Annotated in this window: 20 protein-coding genes; 17 read left to right on the plus strand and 3 right to left on the minus strand. The window is 71.6% G+C overall.

Annotation, left to right across the window (positions count from 1 at the left end):
* Positions 1 to 110 precede the first annotated feature (110 nt).
* From trpS to amrb99_RS42640, 3 genes are read left to right on the plus strand one after another with little or no spacing between them, the layout of a single operon-like run.
* A complete protein-coding gene (gene trpS, locus amrb99_RS42630) occupies positions 111 to 1172 on the plus strand; it encodes a tryptophan--tRNA ligase (protein ID WP_190867449.1) in 1062 nt (353 codons plus the stop codon).
* 2 nt (positions 1173 to 1174) lie between these two features.
* A complete protein-coding gene (locus amrb99_RS42635) occupies positions 1175 to 1789 on the plus strand; it encodes a 2'-5' RNA ligase family protein (RefSeq protein ID WP_347257102.1) in 615 nt (204 codons plus the stop codon).
* A 46-nt stretch (positions 1790 to 1835) separates the two neighbouring features.
* Complete coding sequence (locus tag amrb99_RS42640; protein WP_190867395.1) at positions 1836 to 2990, plus strand: YhjD/YihY/BrkB family envelope integrity protein; 1155 nt, start codon at positions 1836 to 1838, stop codon at positions 2988 to 2990.
* Between the two features lie 6 nt (positions 2991 to 2996).
* Here amrb99_RS42640 and amrb99_RS42645 read toward each other — a convergent pair whose 3' ends face one another.
* Positions 2997 to 4364: a D-alanyl-D-alanine carboxypeptidase gene (locus amrb99_RS42645; protein ID WP_206700330.1), complete on the minus strand. Its 1368-nt coding sequence runs from the start codon at positions 4362 to 4364 to the stop codon at positions 2997 to 2999.
* A 540-nt stretch (positions 4365 to 4904) separates the two neighbouring features.
* Here amrb99_RS42645 and amrb99_RS42650 point away from each other — a divergent pair.
* The 14 genes from amrb99_RS42650 to amrb99_RS42715 all read left to right on the plus strand — a co-directional run bounded on the left by amrb99_RS42650 (position 4905) and on the right by amrb99_RS42715 (position 21185).
* The gene (locus amrb99_RS42650) at positions 4905 to 6071 is read left to right on the plus strand and encodes a glutamate--cysteine ligase (protein WP_190867398.1); all 1167 of its coding nucleotides are present in this window, start codon (positions 4905 to 4907) and stop codon (positions 6069 to 6071) included.
* Positions 6072 to 6294: 223 nt separating this feature from the next.
* Positions 6295 to 7614: an amidohydrolase gene (locus amrb99_RS42655; RefSeq protein ID WP_190867400.1), complete on the plus strand. Its 1320-nt coding sequence runs from the start codon at positions 6295 to 6297 to the stop codon at positions 7612 to 7614.
* A 375-nt stretch (positions 7615 to 7989) separates the two neighbouring features.
* Complete coding sequence (locus amrb99_RS42660) at positions 7990 to 9051, plus strand: BMP family ABC transporter substrate-binding protein (protein WP_190867402.1); 1062 nt, start codon at positions 7990 to 7992, stop codon at positions 9049 to 9051.
* A gap of 153 nt (positions 9052 to 9204) precedes the next feature.
* Positions 9205 to 10743, plus strand: coding sequence for an ATP-binding cassette domain-containing protein (locus amrb99_RS42665; protein ID WP_190867404.1), 1539 nt, complete (start codon positions 9205 to 9207; stop codon positions 10741 to 10743).
* A 239-nt stretch (positions 10744 to 10982) separates the two neighbouring features.
* Positions 10983 to 12164, plus strand: a complete 1182-nt coding sequence (locus amrb99_RS42670; RefSeq protein ID WP_347257103.1) for an ABC transporter permease — start codon at positions 10983 to 10985, stop codon at positions 12162 to 12164.
* Positions 12161 to 13513: an ABC transporter permease gene (locus tag amrb99_RS42675; RefSeq protein WP_190867406.1), complete on the plus strand. Its 1353-nt coding sequence runs from the start codon at positions 12161 to 12163 to the stop codon at positions 13511 to 13513. The genes amrb99_RS42670 and amrb99_RS42675 overlap by 4 nt, the downstream gene beginning before the upstream one ends.
* Before the next feature lie 199 nt (positions 13514 to 13712).
* Entirely contained in the window at positions 13713 to 14120 is a 408-nt protein-coding gene (locus amrb99_RS42680) for a cytidine deaminase (protein WP_190867409.1), read from the plus strand.
* A gap of 94 nt (positions 14121 to 14214) precedes the next feature.
* A complete protein-coding gene (locus amrb99_RS42685; protein WP_190867411.1) occupies positions 14215 to 15489 on the plus strand; it encodes a thymidine phosphorylase in 1275 nt (424 codons plus the stop codon).
* A gap of 5 nt (positions 15490 to 15494) precedes the next feature.
* Positions 15495 to 16076: a hypothetical protein gene (locus amrb99_RS42690; RefSeq protein WP_190867412.1), complete on the plus strand. Its 582-nt coding sequence runs from the start codon at positions 15495 to 15497 to the stop codon at positions 16074 to 16076.
* 150 nt (positions 16077 to 16226) lie between these two features.
* Entirely contained in the window at positions 16227 to 17258 is a 1032-nt protein-coding gene (locus amrb99_RS42695; protein WP_241756473.1) for a hypothetical protein, read from the plus strand.
* Positions 17259 to 17650: 392 nt separating this feature from the next.
* Positions 17651 to 18901 carry an HNH endonuclease signature motif containing protein gene (locus amrb99_RS42700; protein ID WP_190867414.1) on the plus strand — a complete coding sequence of 417 codons (1251 nt, stop codon included), beginning with the start codon at positions 17651 to 17653 and terminating at the stop codon, positions 18899 to 18901.
* Between the two features lie 122 nt (positions 18902 to 19023).
* Positions 19024 to 19380, plus strand: coding sequence for a cupin domain-containing protein (locus amrb99_RS42705; RefSeq protein WP_190867416.1), 357 nt, complete (start codon positions 19024 to 19026; stop codon positions 19378 to 19380).
* Positions 19381 to 19444: 64 nt separating this feature from the next.
* Positions 19445 to 20536 carry an adenosine deaminase gene (locus tag amrb99_RS42710; protein ID WP_190867418.1) on the plus strand — a complete coding sequence of 364 codons (1092 nt, stop codon included), beginning with the start codon at positions 19445 to 19447 and terminating at the stop codon, positions 20534 to 20536.
* Positions 20537 to 20543: 7 nt separating this feature from the next.
* Positions 20544 to 21185, plus strand: a complete 642-nt coding sequence (locus amrb99_RS42715) for a PH domain-containing protein (protein WP_190867420.1) — start codon at positions 20544 to 20546, stop codon at positions 21183 to 21185.
* Here the strand turns inward: amrb99_RS42715 and amrb99_RS42720 are convergent.
* Positions 21178 to 22809, minus strand: coding sequence for a phospho-sugar mutase (locus tag amrb99_RS42720; protein WP_190867422.1), 1632 nt, complete (start codon positions 22807 to 22809; stop codon positions 21178 to 21180). The two genes, amrb99_RS42715 and amrb99_RS42720, sit on opposite strands and share 8 nt — an antisense overlap.
* Positions 22810 to 22811: 2 nt before the next feature.
* Complete coding sequence (locus tag amrb99_RS42725; RefSeq protein ID WP_190867424.1) at positions 22812 to 23612, minus strand: purine-nucleoside phosphorylase; 801 nt, start codon at positions 23610 to 23612, stop codon at positions 22812 to 22814.
* Positions 23613 to 23695 lie beyond the last annotated feature (83 nt).

The raw sequence follows: 23695 nt of genomic DNA on the forward strand, positions 1-23695 counted from the left end.
CCGCGGTGCCGGCGACGCCCGCGCCACCGGCCGCGGCCCCGCGGCCGGCCGGCGACGCCGCCACCGGCGGCGGAGCCTCCGACGACACCTGAGAGAATCGGTCCGTGCACATGCCCGAAGCGTCTAGCCCAGTCAGCCCGGCCGCCGCGCCCGCCCCGCGGGTGTTCTCCGGCATCCAGCCCACCGCCGACTCGTTCCACCTCGGCAACTACCTGGGCGCGTTGCGGCAGTGGGTGTCGCTCCAGGACACGCACGAGACGTTCTACTGCGTCGTCGACCTGCACGCGATCACCGTGGAGCACGACCCGGAGCTGCTCCGACGCCGGACGCGGGTGTCGGTGGCGCAGCTCATCGCGATGGGCGTCGACCCGGACCGGGCGACGCTGTTCGTGCAGAGCCACGTCCCCGAGCACGCCGAGCTGGCGTGGGTGCTCGGCTGCATCACCGGGTTCGGCGAGGCGAGCCGGATGACCCAGTTCAAGGACAAGTCGTCCAAGCAGGGGACGTCCGGGACGAGCGTCGGGCTGTTCACCTACCCGGTCCTGCAGGCCGCCGACATCCTGCTGTACACGCCGGAGCCGGGCAGCGCGGCGATGCGCGTCCCGGTCGGCGAGGACCAGCGGCAGCACTTGGAGCTGACCCGGACGCTCGCGCAGCGGTTCAACCACCGGTTCGGCGAGACGTTCGTGGTCCCGGAGGCGCACATCCCGGAGGGCGCCGCCAAGATCACCGACCTGCAGGAGCCGGACGCGAAGATGAGCAAGTCGGCGTCCTCGCCGCAGGGCATCATCGACGTGCTGGAGGAGCCCGGCCCGATGCGCAAGAAGATCATGCGCGCGGTCACCGACACCGGCACCGAGGTGGTCTACGACGAGGAGAAGAAGGCCGGCGTCACCAACCTGCTGCGGATCTACTCCGCGCTGGACGGCACGTCCGTCCCCGACCTGGAGGCGAAGTACGCGGGGTCCGGCTACGGCCAGTTCAAGAAGGACCTCGCCGAGGTCGTCCTCGGCACCTTCACCCCGATCCGGGAGCGCACCACCGCGCTGCTGGACGACCCGGCGGAGCTGGACCGGATCCTGGAGAAGGGCGCCGAGCGCGCCGGGGCGGTCGCGGCGCGCACCATGGAGATCGTCCGTGAGCGGGTCGGCTTCGTGGGACGCGGTCGCTGACCGTGGCGGGCGAGGGGGCGCGTCCCGGGCTCGCGGACACCTTCATCGGGGTGCCCGGGGGCCCGGCCGCCGGCGGCGTCCGGATGATCGGGGTCGCGATCCCGGTCCCGGAGCCGTACGGGACGGAGCTGCAGCGCATCCGCGCCTCCTACGGCGACCCCCTCGCCACCGCGATCCCGACGCACATCACGCTGATGCCGCCGACCGAGGTCGCCCCCGACGAGATGGGGGCGATCGAGGCGCATCTGCTGGACGTCGCGCATTCCGAGCGGCCGTTCCGTATCCGGTTGCGCGGCAGCGGAACGTTCCGACCGGTGTCCCCGGTCGTGTACGTGGCGCTGGCGCAGGGAATCGGCGGCTGCGAGCGCGTGCAGGCGAAGGTCGCGTCGGGGCCGCTCGCCCGGCCGCTGCCGTTCCCGTACCACCCGCACATCACCATCGCCCACCACCTGCCCGACGACGTGATGGACCGCGCCTACAAGGACATGTCCGCCTACCGCGCCGAGTTCGAGGCGTGGGGCTTCTCGCTGTACGAGCACGGCCTGGACGGCGTGTGGCGGCCGCAATGCGATTTCGTGTTCGGCAATGGGAAACGCCACTCAACGTTCAACGGTTGATTACCGTCCGCCGCATCGAGAGCCAAGGGTTGGGTACGTTGCGTACATGCGGCAGGTGATCAGCGGGGTTCAGCGGTGGATCGAGGCTCTGCTGGCGGACGGGAAGGCCGTCCTGGGCGCCGCCCGCGGCCGCTGGCGCTGGTTCGACCACCTCGCCCGCGCCTTCGAGCGCTACCAAGAGCGCCGCGGTGACCGGCTCGCCGCCGCCTTGACCTGCTACGGGTTCCTGTCGTTCTTCCCGCTGCTGGCGCTGGCGTACTCGCTGCTCGGCTATCTGGTCGGGATCAGCACGCAGGCCCGCGACTACTTCGTCAGGGCCGTCCAGGAGCTGCTGCCGGGGCTGTCGGACCAGCTCCAGGTCGAGCAGATCGCCCAGTCCAAGACGGCGGTCGGCGTCGTCGGCCTGGTCGCGCTGCTGTTCACCGGGCTCGGCTGGGTGCAGGTGCTGCGCGAGTCGCTGCGCGACATCTGGGGCAACCCGCCCACCGGCGGCGGCAACTTCTTCCTCAAGCGGCTGTGGGACCTCGCCGTGCTCGCGTTCCTCGGCGTGATCCTCATCTGCGGGATGGCGGTGTCGACGGTCACCTCGTCGGCGACCCACACCGTCCTCGGCTGGTTCTCGCTGGAGGATGTCCCGGGCGCCGGCACCGGGCTGCGGCTGCTGTCGCTGGCCTGCGCCGTCGCGTTCGACACGGTGATCTTCCTGGTGCTGTTCACCCGGCTGTCGGGGACGATCGCGCCGTGGCGGCGGATCATCCGCGGCGCGCTGTTCGGCGCGCTCGGCCTGGAGCTGCTCAAGCAGGTCGCGACGCTGCTGATCGGCCGGACGACGCAGAACCCCGTGTACGCCTCGTTCGCCGTCCTGGTCGGGCTGATGGTGTGGATCAACATCGTGTCCCGGTTCACGCTGTTCGTCGCCGCGTGGACCGCGACCCGCCGCGTCGTGCTGAAGGCCGACGCCGAGGACCCGGAGAACCTCGCCGACCGGGAGATCGGCGAACTGGAGGAGCGCCGCGAGGCGGAGGAGCGCCGCGAAGCGGGGAAGCGCCGTGAAGCGGAGGACCGCCGTGAAGCGGAGGACCGCCGTGAAGCGGAGGACCGCCTCGAACCGGAGGACCGCCCCGGACCGGAGAAGCGCAGGGAGCCGGAGAAGCCCCGCGAGCGGGAACGGGACGGCGCCACGGACGCCCGGGCGTCCTGAACGGCTCTAACGGGCCCCGTCGTTGTAAGAGCCGTCGTTGTAGGAACCGTCGTCGTAGGGGCCGTAAGGGCCGTCGTTGTAGGGCCCCGCGTAGTGCCCGGTGTTCCCGCCGTCCGCTGTGTTCCCGCCGCTGTTTCCGGCAGGGCCCTGGGCGGGGCGGACGTTCCCGCCCGGTCCCACAGCGCCGCCGAGGCCGGTGTTCCCGGCGGGGCTCGGAACGGGGTGGTGGCGACGGCGCCGGTACACCGCGAACAGCACGCCGATGGCCAGCAGCGCGCCGGCCGTCCCGCCGCCGATCTCCCAGACGAGCGCGGACGAGCCGCCCGAGGAGTCCAGCGAGGTGCCGGGGAGCACGCCGCCCGACTCGCCGTCGGTGTGCTTCTTGGCCTGGGTGTCGCCGGGCGCCGCCAGCGTGCCGACCGGCTGCACCTTGCCGCGCGCGGCGAAGCCCCAGTCCAGCAGCTTGGCGGCGGCCTGGAACGGCGAGCCCTCGCCGTGCATCACCGAGACGATGATCGTGTGCCCGTCGCGGCGCGCCTCGGCGACGTAGGTCTGCTGGGCGTGCACGGTGTAGCCGTTCTTGCCGCCGAGCATGCCGCGGTAGCCGTACTTCTGGCCCGGCAGCAGCTTGTTGTGCGTGTAGATCGGATAGCCGCCGACCTTCTTGTGCTTCTTCCTCTCCTTCTTGGTCGGCGGCGCCGGGAACTGGAACTGGGTGGCCTGCACGTACGTCCGGAACTGCGGGCTCTTCATCGCCTCCCGCAGGAAAAGCACCAGGTCGTAGGCCGACGTGTGCTGGGTGCGGATGTTCAGGCCGTAGTCGACGTCGAGGCCGTTCGGCGACGCGGCGAGCGTGTCGTCGGCGTGCAGGTACCTCGCCTCGGTGTTCATGTCGGCGATGGTCTTCTTCATGCCGCCGTTGGCCTCGGCGAGCGTGACCGCCGCGTCGTTCGCCGACATCATCATCAGCGCGTGGAACAGGTCGGAGACCTTGTACTGCATGGACGGCGTCAGCCCGACCTTCGTGCCCTCGACGTCGCACGCCTTCTGCGACGGGCGGACGAGCCGGTTCGGATCGAGCTTGGTGACGAGGGTCGCCGACGTCAGCGTCTTCAGCGTGCTGGCCGGCAGGTACCGCCCGTGCGGGTCCTTGCCCGCCAGCACCTCGCCGGTGTCGGCGTCGGCGACGAGGTAGGAGGAGAACTGCAGCTTCGGCAGCGCGGGCACTCCCGGCGCCTTGTTCAGCACGATGCCGCGGCTCGCCAGCTGCGGCCCGCCGACCGGGTCGCGCTGCGGCGCCGCGGCCGGGCTCGCGGCCGCGGGGGCCGCCAGCAGGCAGACCGCGCTCAGCGGCACGATCATCGGTACGGTCATCCTCGGCACGGCGCGCCGGACACCGGTCCGCCCCTGTCGTCCTGCTCGCAAGCTTCCGACGCTCCTCAGTCCCGCAGCGGCCGTTCCGCCCCGCACGCCCATGGCTCCCCCGAAGACTAGGCGACACATCCGGCGAAGGGGTACCCGACCGTGAAGACGGCAAGCTCGGGACGGATGAGGCGTATGGTGCGTTAGACGATTTTTGTGGTGCTTATGACTACTCACGGTATGTAAGCGGACGCTAGGCTCGGTCACCGTCCGTCGCCGCAGGTAGTTTGGGTCGGGCGGACTAGTTCGATCGAATGGTGCCGGGTACATGATCAATGACCGAAAAGTAGGGGACGCCCGGGCCCGCAGGCGGCCCGTACGGGTCAATTGACCCGCGAAGGGCATGGAGTCCGGCGTGGCGGCGGGCGCGGGCGCCATGATGGTGTGAACACGTGACCTGGACCCGGCGTTTGTCCAGGCTTAGGGACCCGCTGGCTGAATTGCGCCACGTGCCACGCAACGACCTGCAAGGATTGTGGACGGAGGTTGGCCGTGGCCATTGAGTTCAACGCATCGAGGGGCACGACGCTCGGCGTCGAGTGGGAGATCCAGCTCGTCGATGCGGAGACCAGGCACCTGCGGCAGGACGCGCGCCAGGTGCTCGCCGCGCTGCCGTCGCTCAGCGAGGACGGCGAGATCGCCAAGGTGCGGCACGAGCTCATGGAGTCCACCGTCGAGGTCGTGACCGGGATCTCGCACACCGTCGGCGAGGCCAAGAACGACCTCGCGGCCACGCTCGGCGAGCTGCGCACCGCCGCCGCCGACCGCGGCATCGAGCTCGCCTGCACCGGCACCCACCCGATCAGCGACTGGCGCGACGCGGTCATGGCCCCGACGCAGCGCTACGCCGACCTGGTCGAGCAGATGCAGTGGCTGGCCCGGCGCATCCAGACCTTCGGCGTGCACGTCCACGTGGGCGTCTCCGACGGCGCCAAGGCGATCCCGATCGTCAACGCGCTGTCGTCCTACCTCCCGCACTTCCTGGCGCTCACCGCGTCCAGCCCGTTCTGGAGCGGCGCGGACACCGGGCTGGCGTCCTGCCGGGCGGTCGTCTTCGGTCAGCTGCCGACGGCCGGTCCTCCCCACTTGCTGGACGACTGGGCGGCCTTCGAGGATTACATGGACACCTTGCTTCGCGCCGGAACCATCCGGAGCATCAAGGAGGTGTGGTGGGACATCCGCCCCCACCCGGACTTCGGCACCGTCGAGATCCGGATGTTCGACGGGATCCCCACCCTGCGCGAGGTCGGCATGGCGGCGGCGCTGTGCCAGAGCCTGGTCACGCTGTTCGAACAGCAGCTCGACCGCGGCTACACGCTGCCGCGCCCGGCGGCGTGGGTCGTCCGCGACAACAAGTGGCGCGCGACCCGCTACGGCCTCGACGCCATCGTCATCACCGACGACAGCGGCAACACCGCGCCGCTCCGCGACGACCTGTACGAGCTGATCCGCGAACTGGAACCGGTCGCCGACCGGCTCGGCTGCGCCGAGGAGCTCAAGGTCGCCGGCGAGGTCCTGGAGAACGGGGCCGCGTACGAGCGGCAGCGCGCGATCCGGGCGGCGGGCGGATCGCTGGAGAACATCGTCGACGCGGCGGTCACCGAACTCGCCGAGGACAGGTTCGTCGCACTGGGGGAGGTCGTCCATGCCGGGGCCTGAGCGGCCGGCCCGCCCGGACGGGGGCCCCGAGGGAACGGCCAGGGGCGCTTCGGGAGAGAGCACGGGGGGCACCGGTGCGTCCGGTGCCCGTGACGACAGCGGTGACGCCGGCACCACGGGCGGCACCGGCACAGGACAGAACACCCGCGCGGCCGGCAGCGGCGGCGCCGGGAAGAACTCCGGGCGGCGGCCGACCGGCCCCGCCCTCGCGCAGGGGGCGCACATGACACAACCGGGACCCGGGGTGATGCCCGGCCTTGAACCACCGACCGCCCCGGGACCGCACGGCCCCGCGGGCAGCGAGCGCCCGGCGGCCCTGCGGCCGCAGCTCGAGGTGTTCCTCGCCCGGCACGAGGAGGAGCTCGTCGCGTTCCGCCGCGACCTGCACATGCACCCCGAGCTGGGCTACAACGAGCACCGCACCACCGCCCGGATCGCCGAGCGGCTGCGCCTCGCCGGGCTCGAACCGCGGATCCTGCCGAAGGGCACCGGGCTGTTCTGCGACATCGGCCCGGGCGACGGCCCGACCATCGCGCTGCGCGCCGACATCGACGCGCTGCCGCTGCAGGACGAGAAGGAGGACGCCCCGTACCGGTCGACGGCGCCGGGCGTCGCGCACGCGTGCGGGCACGACGTGCACACCACGATGGTGCTGGGCGCCGGCCTGTTCCTCGCCCAGCAGGCCGAGGCGGGGCTGCTGCCCGGCCGGGTCCGGCTGCTGTTCCAGCCGGCCGAGGAGACCCCCGGCGGGGCGCTGGACGTGATGGCCGCCGGCGGCATCGCCGGCGTCGACCGCGCGTTCGCGCTGCACTGCGACCCGCGCATCGAGGTCGGCGAGCTGGGCCTGCGCTCCGGGCCCATCACCGCGGCCTGCGACAAGGTGTACGTGAAGGTGACCGGCCCCGGCGGGCACACCGCCCGGCCGCACCTCACCGCCGACCTGGTGTACGCGCTCGCCAAGATCGTCACCGAGCTGCCGGCGGCGCTGTCCCGGCGGGTCGACCCGCGCTCCAGCCTGTCGCTGGTGTGGGGGCGGGTGTCGGCCGGGTCCGTCGCCAACGCGATCCCCGACGACGGCATCGCCGAGGGCACCGTCCGGTGCCTGGACGACGAGGCGTGGCACCGCGCGCCGGAGATGATGAAGGCGCTGCTGCAGTCCGTCGCCGCCGCCTACGACGTGGAGGCGTCGCTGGAGTACGTCCGGGGCGTCCCGCCGACCGTGAACGAGGCGGCGAGCGTGCAGATGTTCCGCGACGCGGCCGCGCAGGTCCTCGAGCCGGAGGGCGTGGTGCCGACGCCGCAGAGCCTCGGCGGCGAGGACTTCGGCTGGTACCTGGAGTCGATCCCGGGCGCCCTCGCCCGGCTCGGCGTCCGCACCCCCGGCTCGCCCGGCGAGTACGACCTGCACCGCGGCGACTTCGACGTCGACGAGCGGTGCATCCCGGTCGGGGTGCGGGTGCTGGCGGCGACGGCGCTGACCGCCCTGTGGGACGGCGGCCGCCCGGCCGACCCGGAGACCGTCGAGGGCGCCACCCTCGCCTGACGCCTGACGCCTGACGCCTGACGCCCGACGCCCGACGCCTGACCTCCGGCGTCCGGCGCCGGGCGTGTGGCGCCGGGCGTGTGGCGCCCGGGATGTCTGGTGTCCGGCCCGGCGTCCGAAGCCCGGCGCCGGGCGTCCGGCGCTCCGGTGAGGCGGGCCGGCGGCGGTGCTCCGGCCGCCGGCCCGTCCCCCGGAACGGTCACGCGCAGCGATCACCCGCACGCTGACCTGTGCCGATATGCGTACGCATTGGTAACGGACCTGTTGCGAAACGGTGCAAGTCGGCAGCTATTGACCGAACGCGAGGTAGCGTCCCAACGATTTCGGTGGCCGAGCGGCCGCCGATCCCGGGTGGGGAACGGAAGGAGCGCTACCTTGCGCCGTGGACTGAAGATCACTCTCGTCACCGTGACGGGTGCGGCGCTGACGCTGGGCGGCGCTTCCGCGTGCGGTGGCAAGAAGGCCGGCGGCGACAGCGACGGCGGCGACGGCAAGAAGACCCTCAAGGTCGGTCTGGCGTTCGACATCGGCGGCCGCGGCGACCAGTCGTTCAACGACTCGGCGGCGGCCGGCCTCACGAAGGCCGAGAAGGACCTGCACGTCACCACCAAGGAGATCTCCGCGCAGCCGGACGAGCCCGACTCCGACAAGGAGTCCCGCCTGCGGCTGCTCGCCAGCACCGGCTACAACCCGGTCATCGGCGTCGGCTTCTCCTACACCGCGTCGCTGCTGAAGGTCGCCAAGGCCTTCCCGAACACCAAGTTCTTCGTCGTGGACGCCGACGGCTGCAAGGTCGAGGGCGCCAACGTCGCCGGCTCCTGCTTCTCCGAGGAGCAGGGCTCGTTCCTGGTCGGCGCCGCCGCGGCGCTGAAGTCCAAGACCGGGAAGATCGGCTTCATCGGCGGCGTCGACGTCCCGCTGATCCAGAAGTTCTTCGCCGGCTACCAGGCGGGCGCGAAGAAGGCCAAGCCCGGCATCACCGTGCTGCCGCCCAAGTATCTGACCGAGCCGCCGAACTTCAACGGCTTCAAGGACACCGGGCTCGGCAACGAGGCCGCCAAGGGCCAGCTCGACGCGGGCGCCGACGTCATCTACCACGCCGCGGGCGGCGCCGGCATCGGCGTCATCAAGACCGTCGGCGCGGCCGGCAAGTGGGCCATCGGCGTCGACTCCGACCAGTACAACCAGCCCGCCGTCGCCGACGTGAAGACGCACATCCTCACCTCGATGGTCAAGCACGTCGACCTGTCGGTGTTCAACTTCGTCGAGTCGGTCGCGAACAACCAGTTCAAGCCCGGCACGGTGCAGTACAACCTGCAGAACGACGGCGTCGGCTACGCCACCACCGGCGGCAACATCGACGACATCAAGGCCAAGCTGGACGACCTGAAGTCGCAGATCGTCGCCGGCAAGATCACCGTCCCGACGAAGCCGTAGTGGGGACAGGGCGGGCCGCCGCGGCATCCGCCGGGCCGGCCCGCCCGGCCGTCTCCCGGCCGGGCGCGCGCGCCCGGGCCGTGCGTCGCCGACGCGACGCCGCCCGGCGCGCGCGCCCCGGCCGCGTATCCCGAGGCAGGAGGAGGGGCACTCGTGCCTGACCAGGTGCCGGCCGTGCGGCTGACATCGATCACCAAGCGGTTCCCCGGCGTCGTCGCCAACCGCGACATCAACCTGAGCATCGAACCCGGCGAGGTGCACGCGCTCTGCGGCGAGAACGGCGCGGGCAAGTCCACGCTGATGAAGATCCTGTACGGGATGCAGCGGCCGGACGAGGGCACCATCGAGATCGACGGGGAGGCGGTGTCGTTCCGCACCCCCGCCGACGCGATCGCCCGCGGCATCGGCATGGTCCACCAGCACTTCAAGCTGGCCGACAACCTGACCGTGCTGGAGAACGTCATCCTCGGCGCCGAGCCGCGCGCCAAGGGCTGGCTGCGCGGCCGCATCGACTTCGACGCCGCCCGCGCCCGCATCCGCGAGATGTCGAAGGCGTACGGGCTGCGCGTCGACCCCGACGTCCTCGTCGAGACGCTCGGCGTCGGCGAGCGGCAGCGCGTCGAGATCCTCAAGGTGCTGTACCGGGGCGCCCGCCTGCTGATCCTCGACGAGCCCACCGCCGTGCTCGTCCCGCAGGAGGTCGAGGAGCTGTTCGGCAACCTGCGGGAGCTGCGCGCCGAGGGCCTCACCGTCCTGTTCATCTCCCACAAGCTGGACGAGGTGCTGTCGGTCGCCGACACCATCTCGGTGATCCGCCGCGGCACCACCGTCGCGACGCGGCTCGACCCGTCCGAGGTCACCTCGCGGCGGCTCGCCGAGCTGATGGTCGGCTCGCAGCTTCCCACCCCGGAGCTGCGGGACTCGACCGTCACCGAGGACGTCCAGCTGGAGGTCGGCGGGCTCACGGTCCTCACCCCCGAGGGCCGTCCCGTCGTCGACGACGTCTCGCTGCGGATCCGGCGCGGCGAGATCGTCGGGCTGGCCGGCGTCGAGGGCAACGGGCAGAGCGAGCTGATCGAGGCGATCATGGGCCTGCGGTCCGCGGACGCCGGGACGATCGTCTACGGCGGCGAGGAGATCGAGCACTGGCCGACGCGGCGCCGCCGCGAGGCCGGCATCGCCTACATCCCCGAGGACCGGCACCGGCACGGGCTCGTGCTGGAGGCCACCCTGTGGGAGAACCGGGTGCTCGGCCACCAGACGCAGCGCCCCAACGTCCGCGGCCCCTGGGTGGACCGGCGCGGCGCCCGCCGCGACACCACCCGGATCGTCCGCGAGTACGACGTCCGGACGCCCGGCATCGACGTGCCCGCCGCCGCCCTGTCGGGCGGCAACCAGCAGAAGCTGATCGTCGGGCGGGAGATGTCCGGCGAGCCGCGGCTGCTGATCGCCGCGCACCCGACCCGCGGCATCGACGTCGGCGCCCAGGCCGCCATCTGGGACTACCTGCGCCAGGCCCGCGCCGACGGGCTCGCCGTGCTGCTGATCAGCGCCGATCTTGAGGAACTCATCGGAATGTCCGACACCCTGCACGTGATCCTGCGGGGCCGGCTGGTCGCGGAGGTCGATCCGCGGACGGTCACCCCGGAGGAGCTCGGCTCCGCCATGACCGGCGCCGGGGACCCGTCATGACCGGCCCGAACGACACCCCGGACCCGAACGACCCCCCCACCCCGCCCTCCGACCAGAACAAGCCCCCCAAGCCCGACAAGGCCTCCGCCCCCAACACGGCGTCCGGATCCGGCGCGGCTTCGGGATCCAGTGATGCGTCCGAGTCCGGCACGGCGTCCGGGGCCGGTGTTGGCTCCGGGGCGGAGCGGGTGGAGGTTCCCAAGCCGGCTGAGCCCGATCCTTCGGAGCGCGGGGGGCCGGTGAAGGCGGGGCCCGAGCCGGTGCCGTCGTGGAAGGCGGTCCTGCGCGGGCTCGGTCCGACCGGGCTCGGCCTGAAGATCGGCGCGCCGATCCTCGCGCTGCTGATCTCGCTCGGCATCACGATGATCCTGCTCCGGCTGACCGGCGCCGACCCCGTCAGCGCCGTGCAGAGCATGGTCGACTACGGCACGCAGCAGCACTCCATCGTCGACATCATCAACCGCGCCACCCGGTACTACCTGTCGGCGGTCGCGGTCGCGATCGGCTTCCGGATGGCGCTGCTGAACATCGGCGTGGACGGCCAGTACCGGCTGGCGGCGTTCCTCGCCGCTGCGCTGGGCGGCGCGGTCTCGCTGCCCGCGCCGTTTGGACAGATCCTGGTGATCGTCGCGGCGGTGCTGGTCGGCGGGCTGTGGGCGGCGATCGCGGGCGTGCTGAAGGTGACCCGCGGGGTCAGCGAGGTGCTGTCGACGATCATGCTGAACGCGATCGCCACCGGCGTCATCGCCTACCTGCTGAACGACAAGCGGCTCGCCGAGCCCCGGCCGAACAGCAACGACGTCGCGACCGCGACCATCCCGCACTCGGGACGGGTCGGGCCGCTGAACGGCTTCCTGTCGGCGATCGGTATCGACCTGCCCGGCGCGGTGTACGGGCTGCTGCCCCTGGCGATCGTGGTCGGCGTCGTGTTCTGGGTGGTCATCAACTACACCCGGTTCGGGTTCGACCTGAAGATCTCCGGGCTGTCCCCGTCCGCCGCGCAGGCCAGCGGCGTCAGCGCCAAGCGGATGATCGTGATCACGATGGTGGCGTCCGGTGCGGTGTCCGGGCTGATCGGCATCCCGGGGCTGCTCGGCGAGTCCTACGACTACTCGCTGAACTTCCCGGCGGGCCTCGGCTTCACCGGCATCACCGTCGCGCTGCTCGGCCGCAACCATCCGGCGGGGATCGCGCTCGCGTCACTTCTGTTCGCCTTCCTCGACCAGACCTCCGACATCCTCCAGGAGGTCGAGGTCCCGAAGGAGATCGTCGGGGTGATGCAGGGCGTGGTCGTGCTGACCGTCGTCATCGTCTACGAGCTCGTCCGGCGCTGGGAGATCCGGTTGCAGCAGCGGTCCGTCGCCGCGGAGCTCGCCACCGGCCATGACCTGGCCCGCGAGGCCGCTGGGAGCACCTCATGACCGCGACCGAGACCGTCGCGCCGGCGAAGGCGGGGAACGGCAAGTTCCGGCTGCGCTGGCCGCACTACCTGCTGATCGCGGCGGGGATGCTGGTGCTGCTGTCGCTCGTCCGGGTGATCGACGGCGCGAACGACGTGACCTCCAGCGGGACGGTCGGCGCGGCGCTCCGGCTGGCCGTGCCGATCTTCCTCGCCGGGCTCGGCGGGCTGTGGGCGGAACGCTCCGGCGTGATCAACATCGGGCTCGAGGGCATGATGATCCTCGGGACCTGGACCGGGGCGTGGGCCGGCTACCAGTGGGGTCCCTGGATCGGCGTGCTGTTCGGCATCCTCGGCGGCGCGCTCGGCGGGCTGCTGCACGCCGTCGCGACGGTCACGTTCGGCGTCGACCACATCGTGTCCGGTGTCGCGATCAACATCCTCGGGCTCGGCCTCACCCAGTTCCTCGCCGGGCTGATCTTCAACACCGGGCACGCGAAGGACCTCGGCGGCGGGCCGCGGCAGTCGCCGCCGATCGACCCGATCAAGACGCTGACGCTGCCGGTGCTGTCCGGCGGCAAGATCGGCGGCTGGGAGAGCCCCGACTGGCTCGGCTCGCTGGAGAACCGCCACTGGTTCCTGGTGTCGGACATCGCGGGCATCCTTCGCGGGGTGACGAACGGGCTGTCACTGCTCACCGTGGTCTGCCTGCTGCTGATCCCGCTGACTTTCCTGATCCTGTGGAAAACTCCGTTCGGGCTGCGGATCCGGTCCTGCGGCGAGGACCCGTACGCGGCCGAGTCCCTCGGCGTGCACGTGTACCGGATGAAGTACGCGGCCGTGATCATCTCGGGCGGGTTCTCCGGCCTCGCCGGCGCGTTCCTCGTCACCGTCGCCGCGACCCTCTACCAGGACGGGCAGACCGGCGGACGCGGCTACATCGGCCTCGCGTCGATGATCTTCGGGAACTGGCGTCCGGGCGGGCTCGCCGCCGGGTCGCTGCTGTTCGGCTACACCGACGCGATGAACGTGCGCGGCGGCGGCCAGTCCGTGCACGCGCTGCTGCTGTTCGTCACGATCCTGCTCATCGGGGTCGCGGTGTGGCAGGGCGTGCGCGCCAACCGGCTGCGCTCGCAGGTCGTGACGGACCTCGGGCGGCGCGAGGTCCGCGGCGCCTACGTCGGCGCGGTGCTGTCGCTGGTCGCGGCGGCGGCGCTGCTCATCTGGTTCCTGCTGAGCGACGCCGTCCCCGGTGAGCTCGTGTCGTTCAGCCCGCACCTGACGACGCTGCTCGTCCTCGCGCTCGCCAGCCAGCGGCTGCGGATGCCCGCCGCCGACGGCCTGCGGTACCGGCGCGGCGAGGCTCGCTGACCTGGCGCGGTGAGGCTTGCTGTGCTGGTGTGGTGAGGTTCGCTGTGCTGGTGTCGTGAGGCTTGCTTTGCTGGTGTCGTGAGGTTTGCTGTGCTGGTGCGGTGAGGTTTGCTTGCCCGGCGACGCGAGGCTCGCTGGCTCGGTCTTGCGAGACCCGCTGACCCGCTGACCCGGTGCCTTCCTGAGAGATCATGGGTGCATGACCGATATCGACTGGCCTGCCCTGCGCACCGCCGCGCGGGAGGCGATGGAGCGCGCGTACGCGCCCTACTCCGGTTTCCCGGTGGGAGCGGCGGCGCTGGTGGACGACGGGCGTGTCATCACCGGCTGCAACGTCGAGAACGCCTCGTACGGGGTCGGGCTGTGCGCCGAATGCTCCCTGGTGTCGGCGCTGCACGGGCCCGGCAAGACCGGGACGCCTCGGCTCGTCGCGGTTTCGGTCGTCGACCGGCACGGCGACCCGCTGATGCCGTGCGGGCGCTGCCGCCAGCTCCTGTGGGAGCACGGCGGCGCCCAGACGCTGCTGGAGACCGTCCGCGGCATCCTGCCCATGTCGGACGTCCTGCCCGACGCCTTCGGCCCCGACGACCTGATCACCCGGGCCTGACGCCCCGACCCCTCACCCGTGGGGGCCGACCAAGTCCTGACCGAGTCCGGCCAAGGTCCGGCCCAGGGGCTCCGTTCCGAACTGAGAGGACACTGTGGACGCCATCGACGTCATCCGCAGCAAGCGCGACGGCGGGACGCTCACCGCCGACCAGATCGACTGGGCGGTGGACGCCTACACGCGCGGCGAGATCGCCGAGGAGCAGATGGCGTCGCTGGCGATGGCGATCCTGCTCAACGGCATGACGCGCGCCGAGGTCGCCCGCTGGACCGAGGCGATGATCCGGTCCGGCGAGCGGATGGACTGGTCCGCGCTGGACCGTCCGACCACCGACAAGCACTCCACCGGAGGCGTCGGAGACAAGATCACGCTGCCGCTGGCGCCGGTGGTCGCGGCGTGCGGCGCGGCCGTCCCGCAGCTGTCCGGGCGGGGCCTCGGCCACACCGGCGGCACCCTGGACAAGCTGGAGTCCATCCCCGGCTGGCGCGCGTCGCTGTCGAACGCCGAGATGCTGGACGTGCTGCGCTCCACCGGCGCGGTGATCTGCGCCGCCGGCAGCGGGCTCGCCCCCGCCGACCGCAAGCTGTACGCGCTCCGGGACGTCACCGGGACCGTCGAGTCGATCCCGCTGATCGCGTCCTCGATCATGTCCAAGAAGATCGCCGAGGGGACGGGCGCGCTGGTCCTGGACGTCAAGGTCGGCTCCGGCGCGTTCATGAAGACACCGGAGACGGCCAGGGAGCTCGCCGAGACGATGGTCGCGATCGGCACCGATCACGGGCTGCGGACGGTCGCCCTGCTCACCGCCATGGACCGCCCTCTCGGCAACGCGGTCGGCAACGCCGTCGAGGTCGCGGAGTCGGTCGAGGTGCTGGCCGGGGGCGGGCCGTCCGACGTGGTGGAGCTGACGCTCACGCTGGCGCGGGAGATGCTGGCCGCCGCCGGCGTCTCCGGGAAGGACCCGGTGGACGCGCTGAAGGACGGGTCCGCCATGGACGTCTGGCGCCGGATGATCAGCGCTCAGGGCGGCGACCCGGACGCGGCGCTGCCGTCCGCGCGGGAGAACCATGTCGTCGCGGCGCCGTCGTCCGGTGTGCTGACTCGTCTGGACGCCTACGGTGTCGGCGTCGCCGCGTGGCGTCTCGGCGCCGGGCGCGCGCGCAAGGAGGACCCGGTGTCGTTCGCGGCCGGGATCACGTGCCATGCCAAGCCGGGTGACCGCGTCACGGCCGGGCAGCCGCTGCTGACGCTGCATGCCGACGACGAGTCTCGGTTCGCGCGCGCGCTGGAATCGCTGGACGGCGCGTTCTCCGTCGAAGAGAGCGGGACGCCGGACCTTCATCCCCTCATCCTCGACCGCATCTCCTGACCGCTGTGCGGGAGCTGGACGTCTTTTCTGCGGAGGCCGGGGGAGATGTCGTCCAGGTTCTGCTCGCGGCTCTGAGGACGGCTCAGGGGGAGTGGGGCCGCTTTCGGGGCGTCCCGCTGCGGTGGGTCGTCTTGGACGGCTCGACGGCGGGTGCTCAGCCGCGGGAGCGTCGGTTGAAGCCGGGACGGAGGCAGGTCCGTGGTCAGGGATGGGGGCGGGTCCGTGGTCAGGGCCAGGTGCGAGTGCAGAAGCCTACGCACGAGGACCTCGCCGTGGACTGGGACCGCCTCCGGGGTGAGGACTCCTTCTGGCCCGCCGTTCACGAGAAGGCACGTACGTGTCGTTGCGCTGCCCTGGTCTACGGAAATGCGCTGCCGTCCCGTACCTGGGGTTGCCTCGGCGTGCTCGTAGGGCTTCTCTACCGTGAACTGCCGGTTCTGGACGGGGAGGTCCGCGTGCTCGTGGAGCATCGGACGGGTGAGCGGGCCTCTTTCGGCTTCCCGATCAGGTACCGGCGGGTTCCGTTCCGGCGCCTGGTGTACGTCGAGGACGTCCGGACTCTTCTTCGCCGCGCCTCGGAGGGCTGAGCGGCGGCGCCGTCGCCGGAACTAGGCATTGACAAGTTCGCGTTCGCGGGTGAAGCTGTATCCGGATCTAGACAGTGACAAGATTGCGAGCCGCGAGCCGTGACCCCTACGAGCGGAGAGCGGTGAGCGGGGAGTGCAGAGGTGACGGAGATGGCCATGAACCATGACTTGAGCACCGTCCGGCAGATGTGGCAGCTGCTGGAGCCTGTCCATGCCGTCCTGTACTACGCGCCTGAGGCTTCCGAAGAGGCTGCGGCCTTGGGATATACCGTCGACGAGCGCTGGCCGAGCTACTTCCCGTACCGGGCCGCTCCCCTGGGAGCGGTGGACGCGTCAACGGTGAGCGAGCTCTTCTACAGCTTCAACCCGGAGATGGTCGAGCGGTACATGGCGTCGGCCTGGCAGACGGCAACGCCCGAGCAGGTTCTGGCCGCGCGCCGTAGCGCCATGGACCGGGCGCTGCGCCGGATCCTGGGCGACCGGATCGGTTCGCCGGAACTGCGGCAAGCCGCCCAGACGGCGCGTCGAGTCGCCGAGGCGGCGGACGTGGCGGATCGGCCGATGGCCGCCGCCAATGCCGCACTGCCCTGGCCGGACGAGCCGCACATGGTGCTGTGGCAGGCCGCCACCATCCTGCGCGAGCACCGCGGCGACGGCCACATAGCGGCGCTCCGGGCCCATGACATCGGTCCCGCCGAGGCGCTGGTCTCGCACGCCGCAGTGGGTGCCGCTCCCGCCGAAGTGTTCGCCAGCCGGCAGTGGACCGTCGAGCAGTGGAACGCCGCTCGTGACCGTCTCGCCGCTCGCGGGCTGGTGCGGGCGGATGGGGAAGCGGTCGGCCAGGCTGGGGAAAAGGCGGGCGTGCCGGGCGAGGCGGGCGACGTCGGCGAGGCGGGGGCGGAGGGGGCGGCGGCGCCCGGGCGTGTCGGTCAAGCGAGCGCTGTGGCGGTCACCGCTACCGAAGAGGGCGTCCGGGTTCGCGCGGCGGTCGAGAAGCGCACCGACGAACTCGCCGCTGGTCCGTGGGATCTCCTCACGTCCGGCGAGGTGAAGGAATTGGCGGATTTGCTGATGCCTATCGTTCTCGACATTGTCGGCACCGGACTCCTTCCAATGCAGAGCACCCTTGGAATCGGCATGACCTACGATTATGAAAAGCTCGAAACCGGCCAGTCCGTGTGAGGGTGTGGCGACGATAAGGCGCCGGGCAATGGGATATCGGGAGAGGGGATATCGGGCGGTGGGGGCGGCGCTTGCGTACGGGGCCGCCCCTCCAAAGTCAAGGGCGCCTTCGGCGTCGCTTCGCGATGGACTTCGTCCACCCTTGACTTTGGAGCCTCTGCGGCCCCTGGGCAGGTGATGGGGGCAGGCTCCGCCTGCCCCGCCCCGGGTCGCGCCGCCCCCACCGCTCTCCACGTGAGGGGCGGTTGTCGAGTGGGTCTGCCGTCGGAGCCATGCAATTTTGAGCTGTCGAAATTTCGCATAGGTATAGCTGGCCATACCTATCTGTGGGGTGAGGATAATCCATCCCTTCTTTGAAGATGAGTGCGTCGGTTGGACGATATTATTGACCCATGCGCTCAGTTCGGGTCGATCTCGATGAGGCGTCCACTGCGAAATTGGTGGACGCTCTCTCGGTGATCGCCGCTGAACTCGCTGGACGAGACGCCCCTGATTCGGCGGCCGCCTGTCTGGAACTCACCGAGACTCTCGTCGCGGCTTCCGATATGCAGGAAAGCGCACTGGCATCGTTCATCGGTCGGGTCGACGCCGCCGGAGAGCAGGCGCGATGGGGTTATCCCTCCACGCAGGCTTGGCTGCGATCGCGGTTGGGCATGCGGGACGGTCGTGCCAAGGAGCGGCTCGTTCTCGCCCGGCAGCGTCATCGTCTCCCGCAGGTGGCCGAACGCCTCGCCGCCGGAGATCTTTCTTACGGTTACGCCGCCGCTGTCGCCGACTCGGTCGTGCGCTTGGACGACACCGACTGCGCTGAGGCCGAGGCGACCTTGCTGGGCTTCGTCGAGCAGGGTTTTTCGGCCGGGAAGGTCGCCGCGTTCGGGCGGCGGATTCGTGATCTCATCGCCGAGCGCGACGGCACCGAGGACGCCCCGGACGAGGACACCAAGCGGGGCTATGACAAGTCGTGGCTGACGACCACGCGCTCGCTGGACGGCGGCCGGTATGTGAATGGGTGGCTGAACCCCGAGGACGCCGCGATCTGGGACGGCACTCTGGCTCCGTTGGCCAAGCCGGCCGGGCCCGACGATCGCCGGGACCTCGCAGAACGGACGGCGGCGGCGCTGTCGAGCGTGCTGTCGGGTGGGCACAAGGCGTCCAAGGTCACCGTGATCTGCGACCTGGAGACGCTGACCGGCGGCAACGCTCCGGGCCGTCTTGCCGATGGGACTCCGATTCCCGCCGCCCAGGCCCGGCGCATCGCGCTGGCGGCTGGGGTATCGCCCCTGCTTCTGGGGCGAGGGAACACTCCGCTGTACCTGGGCTACCGGGAGCGGTTCGCTTCCGCAGCGCAGCGGCAGGTGCTGGAGACGCTGTACTCCTCGTGCGCGGTGCGGGGGTGTGAGGTGCCCGGGGCGCTGTGCGAGGTCGACCACGTGCACGGATGGGCGCTCGGACGATCGCCCACCGACATCGATCAGCTCGCCCTGACGTGCGGATGGCACAACCGCTTCAAGCACGCCAACCCCGACCGGATCCGCATCAGCAAAGATCCGAATGGGCGGTACGTCTACCGGCTTCTTCCGCCTCGGGACGTGGGGGTGCCCCGTGCCACGAGTCCGCCCGCCGATCTCGATCGGGCTGCCTGAACCCCTGCGGATCAGCGGTGCGGCCGCCTGGTGCCGAAGGCTTTCGTTGCCCGGAAGGGGGGTCTTGTCTCTGGTCAGGGGTGGTGCAAACGTGGAAGTGATGACGAAAGGGGGGAATCGTCATGATGGAGATCAAGAGCATTGAGAAGCCGGACGACCGCCGCGACTTCCCCAGGGGGCACCTGGAGGTCGTGAACATGTCCGGGCTGGTGTTCGGCAAGGCGACGTTCGAGCCGGGATGGCGCTGGACGGAGTCCGTCCGGGACATCGCGGGCACCGAGCTCTGCGAGGTGCACCACAACGGCTACGTCGTCGACGGGCGCATGCGGATACGGATGAGCGACGGCGCCGAGCAGGAAGTCGGGCCCGGCGACGTGTTCGTGGTCTCGCCCGGTCATGACGCGTGGGTCGTCGGGGACGAGCCGTGCATCGTGTTCGACTTCGCCGGGAACATCGGCGACTACGCGAAGGCCGACTGAGCTTCCCGGGTGTCGGCAAGAGTCGCCGAGGTCCGCGGGGTACCGCGGGCAGTAGATTCTAGAGATGGACGATCGGCCGACTCTCGACGACATCCGGCGGGCACCGAAGGTGCTGCTGCACGACCACCTCGACGGTGGCGTCAGGCCCGCGACCATCGTGGACCTGGCGCGGGACAGCGGGTACGAGGCGCTGCCCACCACGGACCCGGAGAACCTCCGGGCGTGGTTCGAGGAGGCGTCCAACTCCGGGTCGCTGGAACGGTACCTGGAGACGTTCTCGCACACCGTCGGGGTGATGCAGTCCGTCGAGGCGCTGACGAGGGTCGCGTACGAGTGCGGCGAGGACTTGGCGGCCGACGGGGTCGTGTACGCGGAGGTCCGGTACGCGCCGGAGCAGCATCTGAGCGGCGGCCTGACGCTGGAGCAGGTCGTCGAGGCGGTCCTGGACGGGTTCGCGAAGGCCCGTCGGGACTTCGGGATCCGGGTCGGGACGCTGGTGACGGCGATGCGGCACCAGGCGCGGTCGATGGAGATCGCGGAGCTGGCCGTCCGGTACCGGGACCTCGGGGTGGTCGGGTTCGACATCGCGGGCGCGGAGGCGGGGTACCCGCCCACCCGGCACCTGGACGCGTTCGAGTACCTGCAGCGGGAGAACGCGCACTTCACCATCCACGCGGGGGAGGGTTTCGGGCTGCCGTCGATCTGGCAGGCGATCCAGTGGTGCGGCGCGGACCGGCTCGGGCACGGGGTGCGGATCATCGACGACATCGAGGTGGACGGGGAAGAGGCGCGGCTCGGCCGGCTCGCCGGGTACGTGCGGGACAAGCGGATCCCGCTGGAGATGTGCCCGACGTCGAACATCCAGACGGGCGCCGCGAAGTCGATCGAGGAGCACCCGATCGGGCTGCTGCGGCGGCTGAGCTTCCGGGTGACGGTGAACACCGACAACCGGCTGATGAGCGGGACGACGCTGTCGCGGGAGTTCGCGAAGCTGCGGGACGCGTTCGGGTACGGGTGGGACGATCTGCAGTGGTTCACGGTGAACGCGATGAAGTCGGCGTTCGTGCCGTTCAACGAGCGGCTGGAACTGATCAACGGGGTGATCAAGCCCGGATTCGCGCAGCTCAAGTGGAGCGGCGCGCGGCCCCTGGCATGATCGGGCCATGCTGACCATTCGCTCCACCGGCGGGCGCATCGCCGCGTACGTGTGGCTGGTGTTCGCCGGGCTCAACATCATCGACCTGGTGTTCGGCGTCACCGGCGACGCCACGTACTCGCTGGCCGCCTTCACCATCGGGGCGCTGCTGCTGCTCGGCTGCGGCATCGCCTACACGGTCGGGCTCCGTCCGGCGATCATCGGGACCGAGGAGGCGGTGGCGGTCCGCAACCCGCTGCGGGAGACGCGGGCGCCGTGGCCGGCCGTCCGGGAGATCGTGGGGACGAACGCGGTGACCGTGAAGTTCGACGGGCCGGACGGGCGGGAGCTGGAGACGCGGGCGTGGGTGCACCAGACGTCGCCGCGCGCGCAGGCGAAGGCGGAGGCGCGGGCGCGCCGGTCGGAGGACAAGATGGCGGCGGCGCTGAAGGGCCGGACCCCGGCGGCGTACGCGGCGCAGCAGCTGAACGAGATCCGGGACCGGCAGCGGACGAAGACCAGGTCGGAGGCGCTCGACCGGGCCGCCGAGGCGAAGGCGGAGAAGGACGGCGCGACCGGGACGATCAGCTGGTCCGTCCCGGCCCTCGCGTCCCTGCTGGTTCCCCTGGTGGCCCTGATCGGGCTGCTGGTCGCGGGCGCGGTCAGGTGAGGGCGAGGGCGGCGGAGACGTCCTCGCGGAGGGCGTCGAGGTCGGCGGCGGCGCGTTCGCGGGCCGCCGCGACGTCGCCGGACACCGGGCGGACGACCTCCAGGTAGCACTTCAGCTTGGGTTCGGTGCCGGACGGCCGGATGACGACGCGGGCGCCGCCGAGGCGGAACCGCAGGCCGTCGGTGGGCGGCAGGCCGTCCACGCCGCCGGACAGGTCGTCGAACGCCTCCACGGCGCGTCCGGCCAGCTCGGCGGGCGGGTTCGCGCGCAGCCGGGCCATCGCGCCGGCGATCAGCGACAGGTCGTCCACCCGCACCGACAGCTGGGACGTGGCGTGCAGCCCGTACCGGCGGGCCTGGTCGTCGAGGAGGTCGAGCAGGGTGCGGCCGTCGCGGCGGGCCTCGGCGGCGAGCGCCGCGACGGCGAGGGCCGCGCCGATGCCGTCCTTGTCGTTGACCAGGACGCCCCGGTCGTCGCCGACGCTGTAGCCGAGGGCCTCCTCGTAGCCGAACACGAGCCGGTCGCCCGGCCCGCCCGCCTTCATGATCCACTTGAAGCCGGTGAGGGACTCGGCCGACCGGACGCCGTGCTCGCGCGCGATCGACGCCAGCAGCGACGACGACACGATCGTGGTCACCACCAGGCGGTCGTCGCCGGCGGTGTGCCGCAGGACGTGCTCGGCGAGCAGCCCGCCGACCTCGTCGCCGGTCAGCGCCCGCCAGCCGCCGGGGCCGGGGACGGCGACGGCGCAGCGGTCCGCGTCGGGGTCGTTGGCGATCACCAGGTCGGCGTCCCGGTCGCGGGCGAGCGCGAGGGCCAGGTCGAGCGCGCCCGGCTCCTCCGGGTTCGGGAACGCGACGGTCGGGAAGTCGGGGTCGGGCTCGGCCTGCTCGGGGACGACGACGGGCGCGGGGAACCCGGCCTGCTCGAACGCCGCGAGGAGGACGTCGCGCCCTACGCCGTGCATCGGCGTGTAGACGATCGAGATGTCGCGCTCATCGCCGAGGCGCAGGTCCGCCAGGGCGTCCAGGTAGAGGCGGGTGTCGTGGTGGACGGTCCAGTCCGAGCCGAGCGGCAGCTCGTCCACGCGGCCGACCGCGTCGATCGCGGCGGAGATCTCCGCGTCACGCGGCGGGACGATCTGCGCGCCGTCCCCCCAGTACACCTTGTAGCCGTTGTCGCGCGGCGGGTTGTGGCTCGCCGTCACCATGACGCCCGCCACGATGTCGCCGAACGACCTCGTGAAATGGGCCAGGACGGGCGTCGGGACCGGGTCCGCGAACACCTCGGCGCGCAGCCCCGCGCCCGCCAGCACCGCCGCCGTGTCCTGCGCGAACCGCCGCGACCCGTGCCGCGCGTCGAACCCGACGATCACCCGGCCGCCGGCCGGGAGGCACGCGGCGAGGCCCGCGGCCGCACGCATCACCGTCACCCGGTTCATCCGGTTCGGCCCGGCGCCCAGCTCGCCGCGCAGCCCCGCCGTCCCGAACTCCAGCCGGGACCCGAACCGGTCCGCGAGGGCCCGGTCGTCGCCCGCGTCGAGGATCGCGCGCAGCTCCGCGCGGTTATCCGGGTCCGGGTCCTGCGCCAGCCATTCCTCGGCGTATCCGCGAAGGTCGCTCATGCTCACAGCTTCGTCAGGACGGTGCCGAGCAGCTCGCCCATCCGGCCCGCCGCCGCGCGGCCCGCCGCCAGGACCTCCTCGTGGTCCAGCGGCTCCCCGGACAGGCCCGCCGCGATGTTGGTGACCAGCGAGATCCCCAGCACGTCCGCGCCGCCCTGCCGGGCCGCGATCGTCTCCAGCGCCGTGGACATCCCGACCATGTCGGCGCCCATCGTCCGCAGCATCCGGATCTCCGCCGGCGTCTCGTACGTCGGGCCCCGGAACGCCGCGTAGACGCCCTCCGCCAGCGTCGGGTCGACCTCCTTCGCCAGCGCGCGCAGCCTCGCCGAGTACGCCTCGGTCATGTCCAGGAACGACGGCCCCGTCAGCGGGTTCGCGCCCGACAGGTTCAGGTGGTCGGAGATCAGCACCGGGTCGCCGACCCGCTGGTGCTCCGGCCGCAGCCCGCCCGCCGCGTTCGTCAGCACGACGGTTCCGACGCCCGCCGCCAGAGCCGTCCGGACGCCGTGCACCACCGCGTCCACGCCGCGTCCCTCGTACAGGTGCGTCCGGCCGAGGAACACCAGCGCCCGGTGCCCGCCGACCTCCACGATCCGGACCTTGCCCGCGTGGCCCTCGACGGCGGGCGCCGCGAACCCCGGCAGCAGCGTGACGGGCAGCTCGTCGTCCGGCGCCCCGAGCGCGTCGGCCGCCGGGACCCAGCCCGACCCCATCACCAGCGCCACGTCGAAGGAGTCGATGGAGGTGCGCGTCCGCAGCTCGTCGGCGGCGGCCCGCGCCAGGTCAAAAGCGTCGTTGCTCACATCGCCGACACTACAGCCGTCCCCCGGCCGGGCGATCCTCGCTCCGCTCCGGTCGCCCGCCGCGCCGCGTCGGCTCACTCGCG

Origin of the sequence: Actinomadura sp. RB99, from assembly GCF_014706005.1 — a bacterium.
In the GTDB taxonomy this organism is placed as follows: Bacteria; Actinomycetota; Actinomycetes; order Streptosporangiales; family Streptosporangiaceae; genus Spirillospora.